General features: G+C 53.1%; 13 protein-coding genes and 1 pseudogene. 11 read left to right on the plus strand and 3 right to left on the minus strand.

The features are described 5' to 3' along the window. The first annotated feature begins 81 nt into the window (after positions 1–81). Positions 82–1,074: a hypothetical protein gene (locus CV102_RS17585; protein ID WP_148859295.1), complete on the plus strand. Its 993-nt coding sequence runs from the start codon at positions 82–84 to the stop codon at positions 1,072–1,074. 304 nt (positions 1,075–1,378) lie between these two features. Here CV102_RS17585 and CV102_RS26705 read toward each other — a convergent pair whose 3' ends face one another. Beyond that, positions 1,379–1,684 (minus strand): PhiH1 repressor, encoded by a 306-nt coding sequence (locus tag CV102_RS26705; protein WP_148859296.1) that lies wholly within the window; start codon positions 1,682–1,684, stop codon positions 1,379–1,381. Between the two features lie 545 nt (positions 1,685–2,229). Here CV102_RS26705 and CV102_RS17600 point away from each other — a divergent pair. The 3 genes from CV102_RS17600 to CV102_RS17610 all read left to right on the plus strand — a co-directional run bounded on the left by CV102_RS17600 (position 2,230) and on the right by CV102_RS17610 (position 3,299). After that, the gene (locus tag CV102_RS17600) at positions 2,230–2,427 is read left to right on the plus strand and encodes a hypothetical protein (RefSeq protein ID WP_148859297.1); all 198 of its coding nucleotides are present in this window, start codon (positions 2,230–2,232) and stop codon (positions 2,425–2,427) included. A gap of 104 nt (positions 2,428–2,531) precedes the next feature. Continuing rightward, positions 2,532–2,801: a hypothetical protein gene (locus CV102_RS17605; RefSeq protein WP_148859298.1), complete on the plus strand. Its 270-nt coding sequence runs from the start codon at positions 2,532–2,534 to the stop codon at positions 2,799–2,801. Between the two features lie 69 nt (positions 2,802–2,870). Further along, a complete protein-coding gene (locus CV102_RS17610) occupies positions 2,871–3,299 on the plus strand; it encodes a hypothetical protein (protein WP_148859299.1) in 429 nt (142 codons plus the stop codon). A 19-nt stretch (positions 3,300–3,318) separates the two neighbouring features. Here CV102_RS17610 and CV102_RS17615 read toward each other — a convergent pair whose 3' ends face one another. After that, on the minus strand, positions 3,319–3,672 hold the full coding sequence (locus CV102_RS17615) for a hypothetical protein (protein ID WP_148859300.1): 354 nt from the start codon (positions 3,670–3,672) through the stop codon (positions 3,319–3,321). A gap of 738 nt (positions 3,673–4,410) precedes the next feature. Between CV102_RS17615 and CV102_RS17625 the strand changes: the two genes are divergently transcribed. The 5 genes and pseudogenes from CV102_RS17625 to CV102_RS26710 form a co-directional block, all read left to right on the plus strand. Then, complete coding sequence (locus CV102_RS17625; protein WP_148859301.1) at positions 4,411–4,701, plus strand: hypothetical protein; 291 nt, start codon at positions 4,411–4,413, stop codon at positions 4,699–4,701. After that, positions 4,698–5,234, plus strand: coding sequence for a hypothetical protein (locus tag CV102_RS17630; RefSeq protein WP_148859302.1), 537 nt, complete (start codon positions 4,698–4,700; stop codon positions 5,232–5,234). Before CV102_RS17625 ends, CV102_RS17630 begins: the two co-directional genes overlap by 4 nt. A 128-nt stretch (positions 5,235–5,362) precedes the next feature. Beyond that, positions 5,363–6,193: a hypothetical protein gene (locus CV102_RS17635; RefSeq protein WP_148859303.1), complete on the plus strand. Its 831-nt coding sequence runs from the start codon at positions 5,363–5,365 to the stop codon at positions 6,191–6,193. A gap of 434 nt (positions 6,194–6,627) precedes the next feature. Next, on the plus strand, positions 6,628–7,431 hold the full coding sequence (locus CV102_RS17640) for a helix-turn-helix domain-containing protein (RefSeq protein WP_148859304.1): 804 nt from the start codon (positions 6,628–6,630) through the stop codon (positions 7,429–7,431). Between the two features lie 223 nt (positions 7,432–7,654). After that, a pseudogene (locus tag CV102_RS26710) lies at positions 7,655–7,783 on the plus strand (RNA-guided endonuclease TnpB family protein); the annotation flags it as partial. An 86-nt stretch (positions 7,784–7,869) separates the two neighbouring features. Here CV102_RS26710 and CV102_RS17650 read toward each other — a convergent pair. Beyond that, positions 7,870–8,172 carry a hypothetical protein gene (locus CV102_RS17650; protein WP_148859305.1) on the minus strand — a complete coding sequence of 101 codons (303 nt, stop codon included), beginning with the start codon at positions 8,170–8,172 and terminating at the stop codon, positions 7,870–7,872. A gap of 508 nt (positions 8,173–8,680) precedes the next feature. On the opposite strand from CV102_RS17650, the gene CV102_RS26400 reads away from it, so the two are divergent. Both CV102_RS26400 and CV102_RS17660 read left to right on the plus strand, forming a co-directional pair. Beyond that, on the plus strand, positions 8,681–9,199 hold the full coding sequence (locus tag CV102_RS26400; protein ID WP_148859306.1) for a hypothetical protein: 519 nt from the start codon (positions 8,681–8,683) through the stop codon (positions 9,197–9,199). A gap of 158 nt (positions 9,200–9,357) precedes the next feature. Continuing rightward, positions 9,358–9,905 (plus strand): hypothetical protein (locus tag CV102_RS17660; RefSeq protein ID WP_148859307.1); only part of this gene is annotated, 548 nt, incomplete at its 3' end.

Below are 9,905 nucleotides of genomic sequence, written 5' to 3' on the forward strand. Positions count from 1 at the left end.
AAGAGTAACTAAGACATATCTATAAGATACCTTCGATATTTTCCCAAGTTCTTATCTTGGAGGGACAAGAAATCACTAATAATGAGGACTGACTACGAGGAGAGAGTCAATGAAATAATATTCCAATATTTAAAACCAAACTCCCATCTGTTGGCCGCACAGCGTGTTCATCGACATCTTACGAATGAAGATGTCGAGTTCGCAAGATGGTCGCAGGTCTCAGATGCTTTCGAAAAACTAGACTGGGATTCGGAAAGATTACAAGAATTTGCGACAATAGCCAAACAAGTAGTGGAAAGCTCAGATACTCGAATATCTGAATCGTATTTTAATATACTCAACTATAATGAGCTAGAAACTAGGGGAATAAAAGAAAATCTTGACCAAGAACCATATGACTCTACTGCTTCAGATGAAGAAAAAACAGGATTCCAATACATAGTTGATGATGGAGATATTTCCGGTAGATATATTCATGTCGATATTGAAACTGATGTCACCTATTCTGGGAAAGTTCATTCATTAGTAACGGAGAAGTCCGTTCCATTTCGAATTATTCCGGAAGAAAATCTATTGGTTGTTGAAAGCACTAGCGTAGTGGATATCCAAAGGATCAAATCTGTCTTCGGAAGAAAAACAAATATTTCAATTTCTGTATGTGGTTCAATACCAACGTATCCAGAAATGGGTTCGAAGAGAATATCTGACTTTCTGGATTCGCTTGGAGAGGAAGTATTGATTCACGAAATCCGCTCCATACAACTGGTGAATCCACGTGACAGCCAAAGTGCCATCTCAGAGATGTCGATCCAAGGTTCAACTGCATCAGATAACTTGTTGTCTGAACCAGAGGTTGGAGAGCGGATTGATGATGGATGGTTGGTAAAGGGTGTAGAGTTCACCGTCGAGTATGAAAATGAAATCTTCTCCGTTACAGTCTCAGGGTCAGATGTGATGGCGTATTCGAAGATAGAAAATGTCGCGGATAGAATGAAAGGCATGATGCTGATGGACGTTATTAGAGGATATTTCCTCGATAATCTCCGGTTTCAGGATACTGGCCGCATGGACTGATTTATCAGTTTGATATAGATCCTACTGAAAAACCTGAGTTGATGGCTTCGGTCGATTCTCGACATCTCCCCATCGAGATATTCCTGCCCTTCGTGGGTAATTTCGTACATATTACTCTCTTCGAAGATCGGTGCAATCAGCCCTACCTGAGAAAGCAGCTTGCACCGCTCCTCAACCCGCCCACTCGATGCGATGAGATTGACTGCTCGAGACATATGCCGTGGTGTCGACCACGGATCTTCGGAGAGATGCTCAAGGATCCGTTCATCAAGCGTGCACATCCAGCGGGCAGGCTTTCGGTTCGTCACGATTCGGAAGTCTGACTCGCAGTGGGTCCGTCGCTCGAGCCGTTGAGATAAACCTCGTTTTCGGCGTCGTACTCTTCGTTAAGATACGCTTCGCCAATATCTGATATGTCGTAGACTCCGTTCCCAATCGGGATTAAGAGCCCGTGGTCTGCGAGTTTCTGGCATCTTCGAGAAACTGGGGACTGACTGATTCGAATCCCGTCGCACTCCGTCAATTTACCTACTGGTGTTGGTCCCTCGCTACGAATGATTTCGAGAATACGGTCATCCCAAATAGTCATCCAGGTACCCGACTGCCTCATTGAATCCTAATACAGGATGCGGGAACCTATTTCCCAGTACTTACCCGAATCCGTATCTTAGATCGTTTTCTGAATTTACGATGCATTTGTGCTTACTAGATACAAAGGTGGAGTTTCGGAGCTACCAACTCGGCAGAAGATGATTCTTGTTGGTATGTGAGACCGGGCAGCGCTGGAACGCCGCCCAGAAGGTAGCTCCGGTGATCCGGAATGAATCTCGGAACTTCCGTGGGGCATACACCCCACGCACGGAAAGAGGCATCGCCAGCCAAAAGGTCTGACGCTCGCTGCGCCTGCAGTGCGAGTGTTGACGGGTACGACGCTCGACTCGAGGAACCACGTACTGCCTCGAACTCGCGTAGCCGAGGCAAACCGAATCCCTTCAGAACTCCCATTCGACGGTGAGCGACTGACATCCGACCTCGAATCGCGTACGTCCTCGTGAAGGTGAGTGGACAGAAGGGGACGATCGGCCGTACGTTCACGTCGGGCCGGTCTACCGCGACGAGGACACCGCGCAGCAGGAGGCCGAGCAGAGGCAGGAGTTGTGGGAAGAGGCGGACGAAGAGAGGCGAGAGGAGGAAGGGTACGAATCGTTTGATGTGATCGACTTCTCGGTACACGAGGTCACGTTGCGAGGAGAGTTCCCGGAGATGGATGAGGGTAGATGGGAAACACGTCGTGCTGCTGCCGATGCGTTCACCGCCGGTCTGATCGCTGACGAAAGCGAGGATGGAGAATAGAATCGAGCGCTGATAATCGAAACCCAATTCCGGCGAAGTATCGAGTTAGAGGGTCTGATACCGTTGAAGCATTTATGTCGGGGGCGTGTCTAATACTAGGTGCCGTGAACGCAAACGGCAGTAACAATGTAAGCATCGCCGAAGAGGTAGTCGAAGGCGACATCGTCCGAGTACGAGCGCGGGACAAAACGATCGTCGCCGAAGTCGAAGGCGTCCTGACGCTCCCAATGAGAGAGTCGGTCTGGCTCAGCCCGCCCGACGCGTCCGAGCGGTACGCCATCACGCACGGTGGCGAACTCGTGCTGTATTCAGACGAGGTGGGCGCGGCCGCCAAGTACGGCCCCGTCGAGGAGCTCGAGATCGCCGAAGCATAGCCCTCATAACTTGCATTCGTTCTTTTGGCTTAAAGTGGTAAAACCGGATCAACGAAGACGGGTTCGACTGTGGCGTCCCCAGCGAAAGTTAGAACGCGGGAGGTGTCGGGCCATCCACTCCAACGCATCCAACTCCTTCTCCTCGCCATCAAGCCGACGTGTGTATCGGATCCGTTCGCGCGCCGTCTTGAACTCGTCTTGGAGGTCTGCTTGTCGTGGACCTATGGGTACTCAAAAGACGTCGTTCCTCTCCTCAAGATCCGCCGAGACAAATTCGATCCAGACGCCGTAAACGCATACTTCCTCGCCGAAGTCGTGGACGAACGCACCGTCCGACTCATAGGCTACATTACCCCCGAGATGGTTCCAGAAGTCGCCGAGGAAGTTGAGGAGGGAGAGACGTACCAAGAGGACGATCCAGATCGACGCTTCTCATCGAGAGACGACAACTACGTCGTGGAACCAGACAGCCTGCAGGCTGTCTGGCGACGCGAATAGGCGTTTCTTCTGAACTTGTTTACTCCCCAACGCGGTACTTATCTGGATCGTCCGGGATATCCATTCCCTCAAGGACGTGGTGATGTTCCTCGTGTTGGACTTTGATGTTACCCGCTGAACTCGTGCTTTTCACCGGGGAGAGGATATCGGAAATACTCGCGCAATAGGCCTCATACTCGCTGTCGATCTCCGACTCAATCTCCTCAATGGCCTCTTCGGCGACGTCCTTCCTGATCGCGGTGTTTCGTCCGTCTGCGTGCGAGACGGTGAGATTGACGAACGGCTCATACTCGATTCCGCTGACACGCAGGTCTCGGTCTTCGATGGCGCTGCGTACCTGCTCGGTGATCTTGTTGTGTGAGGGGTCTTTCATCGGCGCGTTGACGTCACCCGTCTTCGCTTAAAAATGTAGGAAATAATGCCTGTATTACACGAAGGGGCGTGCGGTCGATCTCGCCGGCTGAACACTAAGTAGTTAGACGGAATTGTATTCGCTAACCGCGCCACGGTGGATGGGTGCGTCTCGTCACGCGACTCGCTCCTGACACCAGAACCGCTACGAGGTTTAAGACACCAGTCGGAACCCGCCGCCGTCTGCTGGATTCCAATTTTGTTTCGGCAAGATGGATGCTGCAGAATTTAGCTATACAACAAGTTGATTAGAATCCAAAATAGCTAGTGGCAATTCTATTTTCGGCAAGAGTTATTATCTTCACACACAATTTCTTGGAGTTCACTATGTAGGTCCGCATGATTTTCTTCGAGAACAGCGACGTCCTCTTCTAATGTCTCTAGCTTTGTTCGGATACGACTCACGACTCGATACCGGTAGTTATCTGAGACATCGGCATCTCCGGAAAGAATCTCGCGCTCGCGTTCGGTAAGTAGTCCTCGATATTGGTCATCAGTCATCTCTGGCTGTTGGTTTTTCGTCGCCATTTATTACTGTATTCAGTGTCCACCTCCAAATGGCTACTGCATACAGTAGCGTTACTGCATAGAGTAACCCTTATGTGACTTCATACAGTAACTTCTGACAGAGACTGAGGGTCGTCAGGAAAGTCTTGGCCGGCTGGTAGGACAGCCGACCTCGGTCTTGAAGGCAAGACCAATGTCAATTCAACCACGAACTGCCGAAACTGTTTCGGCTCGAATCGGCTATGTCGTCGGTATCGACTCAGAACACTGCGCCCACGTCTACTACCCGGCCGCAGACACGGTCAAGGTCTACGACGTCGGCCCCGACTACGAGGTCGGCGACTACATCGATGAAGAAACCTGCGAACACACAGAGGAACTCAACGGCCACCCGCTGGCACACTGGATGTGCTACGTCCGTGACTTCCGCGGCGAGTGGACCGAAACGACCCACCGAGCTCCAGCGTTCGGAGGGTCCCAATGAAGCTCACGACGACTCCCGAACAACTCCTCAAAGGACTCACCATCGGCACCCAGACACAGACCCACTGCCAGTGGTGTGACCACGAGTTCTACGAGGGCGACGTCGCCACCATCCTCGTCTCCAAGCCAGCCGACAGCGACCACTGGACGGTCCACCGCACCTACTGTGCAGCCTGTGATCCCTCGGGGATCGCCGGCCCGACACTCGGCTGTACGGAACTGCTCGCAGAGTGTCGACTTGGCACCCAAATTGACACCGCTACCCAGCAAACCGAACTGGTCGCACTCGAGCCTGAACTCATCGACTCGAGTGAACCTGCCGAGAGTCAGTCTGCTCTCGAGACCAACGAAGACGCAGACCCAGGCACGGCCACGCAGTCTCCATCCCCGAGCTCGGACGGTGTTGAGATCGAGACACTTCCCCCCAGCCTCAGCGTCCCCGCCAGTCACCGCCATCCGGTGACTGAGAACCCCCACGAACCCGCCAGCCGACTCGAGAAGCGCCCCGCAGAGTCCGACGGCAGCACCGACTAAACCAAGCCGTCGATGTCGGACACGCCGTCGGATCGCCGGTTCAGAGCCGAGCCAGAGCCAACGATTGCAGCGTCCATACAGCGCCGCGTATCGCCCGCTCATCGATTTTTCGCGACCACTAAGTCCAGATGTCCACGAACTTCACTACTACTGATAGCGACAACGCACAGTCTACGACCGATCTCCAGTCTCTGGCCAACGAACTCCGAGAGCTCAGATCCAAAGTCGAAAGCCTCGAGACTGAGAACGAGACGCTTAAGCGCCGCGTCGAAACGCAGTCAAAGCGTATCGACGAACTCGAGGATCGCGTCGACAAGAACGACCAAACCCGCAAGGACCTCGCAAAGAACGCAACTGAGGCAGCCTCACAAGCAGAGGAGGCCAAGGAGATTGCTCGTTCTGCCAGCGCGAAAGCCTGCCAGGTCGAAGCTACCATCAACAAAACTACTGCAGACGACGAGACTGCTGAACAGACGGCACAGCTTCCCGGCGATGTCGAACCCTCAACGAGCCCCCTCGATTTCTTCGCGAACTGCCGTCAGTACAAAGTCAAGAAGCGCTTTGTCGACGAACGGAGCGAGCAAAACACGTACCGAGCGTTACTCGTCGCGAAACGCTGGGAAGAATTCGCGACCAAGCGAACCACGGGTGACGGTGTGTTCTTCACCCGCGATGACGTGCGGGCGGCCCTGACTGCAATTATGGGCGAACAGCCGCACGGAACGACTATTACGCGCGTCTGGGATGCACTGAGAGAACTTGGCGGAGGCGATCTTGAGGAACGCACCCGACGGGTGAGTCCGAAGCAACCCGCGAAGCAAATTCTGACGATGGACCTTGAAACGGCAGCCGGCCTGCTCGAGGATCGCTACAGCCACCTGGACCTGCTCGAGGAAGGTACATCGAGTATGGGAGGCGTCACACCTGTTGTGACCCAGCCAACCGCCGAAGCGGTGTGAGAACGACAAGATAGACCCCTACAAGACAGGAACACGGACACGGTCGGACTTGGTCGTCGACTCAGCGGTCGACGTCGCTGTCTCTTCTAGTGGTAACTCTGAGAAGAAGCCTCCTGATTCAGTAGTAGTAGCAGTATGAATAACGCAAATTCGTCGATTGGGCTCACACTTTCCCTCACAACGGGTGTGACTGGCCCCCTATCGTAGTTCGATGTAGGGGGAGCACTTGGTCACAGCAGAGTCCACTCTACTGAAAGACGCCGGCCGATCGTCCAGTCTACGGGAACTGAGCAGGGTCTCGGTATACCCATAGAAGTGGACACTACACGGATTCATCGTCTTCACGTCTGCCGGCTTTCCGTATATAGACCGTGCCGAAGCACATCCCCATGTCTAATAACCAGTGTTAAAACTGAAGGTGAGTGTTCTAATCTATGGAGTCAGTCAAAGATTTATGGGACGATGAGACGCCTGTCGATGAAATGGGAGATGCTGATTTCGAGAGACGAACTATTCCTACTACTGTATATGACAAGAACAGAGAAGCTAATGGGATTGCAAATGCGTTAGGTTCTCACTGGGATTTGGATACCAGCGCTGCAGTAGACAGGGCAATTCGAATTTATATCGTGTATGTCTCTAACGAAAAGTCAACTTCTGTTAGAAAAAAGTGGGACGTACAAACGCTGGTTCCACCTCTCGAGTTCGTTGAGACGTACAACCCTCCAGCAGTGACATACAAAGAAGGCGATAAAAGCATTCCCTTTTCTACAACAACGACAGTTCTTGATATGATTGAATGGTTGATCAAAAAAGATGTCGCCGAGAACCAATCTCAATTTGTCGTACAAGCGTTGCAATGGTTCACGGAGACAAAGCAGCACCACCCGAGCGCTAGTAGCCCGACCCACCAGACCAATAGTAGTCCGACTTTTGTTAGCCAAGTGTACGATACCGATGCAAGATCTGTTCTAGCAGACTACTTTCTTGAAATTGGAATAGACTGGAAAGAAGAGACTGAGCCGCTAACAAAACAAGATATTATCGACGCAACGGGAATTAGACGGAAAGCAGTGATGGACCACTTAGAACCATTAGAAAAGCTAGGCCTTGTTAAATCTACTAGTGGTGGAAGATGGGATCGGTATTATCCTAATACTGAAAGTTCGACTTTCAAAGGTCTTCAGCACGCAGATGATATGATTTACCAGCATCTCCGTGAAAGAGACGACATCTAAAAACCTACCCATTGAACTGTCGACCCACTCGGCGATGCCGATTCCGTAATAAACGTCGCACATGCACCGTCTGACTGTCGGAACGATACGAAGAGCACGCGCGGATTCTCGCGTAATCAGCCTTTGCGCGCGAGACGGCCGTCGAAAACCATCCAGCGTAATGTTTAGTCAGGCTTAGTCATGAACCTGCGGGTGGCTTCACGAGTGGGTGATAGACATTAAAGAAAGTTGTTCCAGAGAACACCAAAGCGACGATGACTCGGCTGAGGATGGGGCGCGTTTGACCGCGCCACAAGACAGCCAAGCCGATGCTGAAACCCAGCAGGAAACGCTTAGAACGTATGCGTTTTGAAACCACAGGGTCGTTGTACTCAGCCTAAAATCCCGTGGCGGGATTCCCGCGACTTCAGGCGCGGGAGGAGGTCAAGCGAAAATACGCTACTGAGTCACACGCGGGCGGGAGTGCTGGTTTCCCTCGGCAAGCACCTGCACATCATCTCGCTCAAGTTCGATCGATTTGACCTCCTCAAGTGTACAGAGTAATTCGATCGCTGTTTCTGGTGCAGTTACTCTGAGTGTCGCACGTCCGATTTCGGCGTCGACAGTTCCACCAGCCTGCTCAACTGATTCACAGGCGGTGGCATCGTCGTATTCGCCAGAGACACCGATGAGGAGCGTCACCTCTATTGGACTGTTGCTCCCACGCAGATCCTTCACCTGTGGATCGATGTACTCTAACATGCTATCTGTGGTTTCGACTGCAAGGGATTTGGTCCTTTCCTAATCTCCTCAATCATAGAGCTACTATCAGATCTCTTACTGGTGTTTCACGGGAGGTAACAGTGTAACCTCCGGTGAAATGATAACCCTCGCGGAGAGACGAACGTAGTACGAAGGCGATAAGCAGAGCTCGAGAACGTTGCAGCGTCGAAAGGGAAGAACCCCCTAAGGAGTTCTTTCCTTTCGGCCAAAGTATAATAAGCGTTGTCCCGAGACCAGCGGCAGCACTGTCTCGCTCAGTGCTGGACCGGTACTGCTTGAGCAGTTCACTCGGGCACACGCGATAGGCTTTGGTACGACGGTACCGACCGTTAGCGCTCAATTCGGACACATGAATGTTCACCAATCCACTAACAGCAGCGGACGACCGGAAAGTCGGACAGCAGAATAGAATCAGTGATCTGAGTGAGGAGCGACCCTCGACGTCGCCCTCCCACCCTCAAAACGAAGCTCAGCGAGTCCAGCAATAATGCTTCTCGAGGCTCCCTCCGCGCAACTCCTCGAGAGACTCACTGTCGGAACCCAGGGCTCTGTTCACTGCCAGTGGTGCGACCACGAGTTCGCCGAAGGCGACGTCGCTATCGTCTTGTTCACCCAGACAGCCGATACCGGTCGCTGGGAGGTCCACCGAACCTACTGCACAGCATGCAATCCCTCGACCATCGCTCGCCCTGTGCTTGACCGTGCACAACTGCTCGTCCAGTACCGACTCGGTACCTGCGCTGACTCTCCAATCCAGTCAACCGAACTGGTCGCACTCGAGCCCGAATTGATCGACTCGAGCGAACCCGTCGAGAACCCGCCTGTTCTCGAGACTGACGAGAACACAGACCCAGGCACGAGCGTGCAGCCTCCGTCTCCAAGTTCGAATGAAGTTGAGATAGAGACACTCCCACCGAGTCTCAGCGCCCCCACTACTCACCACCCGGAGACGGACTCCAGCGTCCCGCCGGAGGAGCACCCCGTCCCAGACGGCGGCGCCGAATAACCCCGACTCTTCCTCGATGTCGGACACCTCGCCTGCAGCTCACGAGTGTGGAGACTCCGTCGCTTTCAGAGCTACTCCTGCACCACAGCCGACCGACTACAGCAGACACAGCGGCACGTATCGCTCGCTCACCGACTTTTTGCGACCATTAGCCCACGATGTCTACTGACCATACCAACACCAACAGCGACGACGCACAGCCTAGCACCATCCAGACGCTGACGAACGAACTTCGAGCACTCTGCTCGAGAGTCGAGGACCTCGAGACCGAAAACGAGACGCTCAAACGCCGCGTCGAAACACAGTCAGAGCGTATCGATAACCTCGAGGATCGCGTCGAAAAGAACGATCAAACTCGGACGGATCTCGCAAAGAATGTCAACAAGGCGAAGTCGGAGGCCGAGCAGGCAAAGGAGGTCGCCCGCTCTGCCAGTGCAAAAGCCTGTCAGGTTGAAGCCACGCTCGAGGAGAACGAGAGCGGCGACACGGAAAACGAGACGCCACAGCTTCCAGGCGACGTCGAGCCCTCCACGAGTCCACTGGACTTCTTTGCAAACTGCCGCCAGTACAAAGTGAAGAAACGCTTCGTCGATCAGCGTAGTGAGCAGAACACCTACCGTGCATTGCTCGTCGCGAAACGCTGGGAAGAATTCGCGACCAAGCGAACCACGGGTGACGGTGTGTTCTTCACCCGCGATGACGTGCG

Source organism: Natronococcus pandeyae (assembly GCF_008122205.1).
Taxonomy (GTDB): domain Archaea; phylum Halobacteriota; class Halobacteria; order Halobacteriales; family Natrialbaceae; genus Natronococcus; species Natronococcus pandeyae.

Bases quoted from the DNA above. Each gene is read 5' to 3' on its own strand.
- CV102_RS17635 (WP_148859303.1), top strand. From the start codon at position 5,363: ATGTCCACGAACTTCACTACTACTGATAGCGACAACGCACAGTCTACG.
- CV102_RS17585 (WP_148859295.1), top strand. From the start codon at position 82: ATGAGGACTGACTACGAGGAGAGAGTCAATGAAATAATATTCCAATAT.
- CV102_RS17630 (WP_148859302.1), top strand. From the start codon at position 4,698: ATGAAGCTCACGACGACTCCCGAACAACTCCTCAAAGGACTCACCATC.
- CV102_RS17625 (WP_148859301.1), top strand. From the start codon at position 4,411: ATGTCAATTCAACCACGAACTGCCGAAACTGTTTCGGCTCGAATCGGC.
- CV102_RS26705 (WP_148859296.1), bottom strand. From the start codon at position 1,684: ATGAGGCAGTCGGGTACCTGGATGACTATTTGGGATGACCGTATTCTC.
- CV102_RS17650 (WP_148859305.1), bottom strand. From the start codon at position 8,172: ATGTTAGAGTACATCGATCCACAGGTGAAGGATCTGCGTGGGAGCAAC.
- CV102_RS17640 (WP_148859304.1), top strand. From the start codon at position 6,628: ATGGAGTCAGTCAAAGATTTATGGGACGATGAGACGCCTGTCGATGAA.
- CV102_RS26400 (WP_148859306.1), top strand. From the start codon at position 8,681: ATGCTTCTCGAGGCTCCCTCCGCGCAACTCCTCGAGAGACTCACTGTC.
- CV102_RS17615 (WP_148859300.1), bottom strand. From the start codon at position 3,672: ATGAAAGACCCCTCACACAACAAGATCACCGAGCAGGTACGCAGCGCC.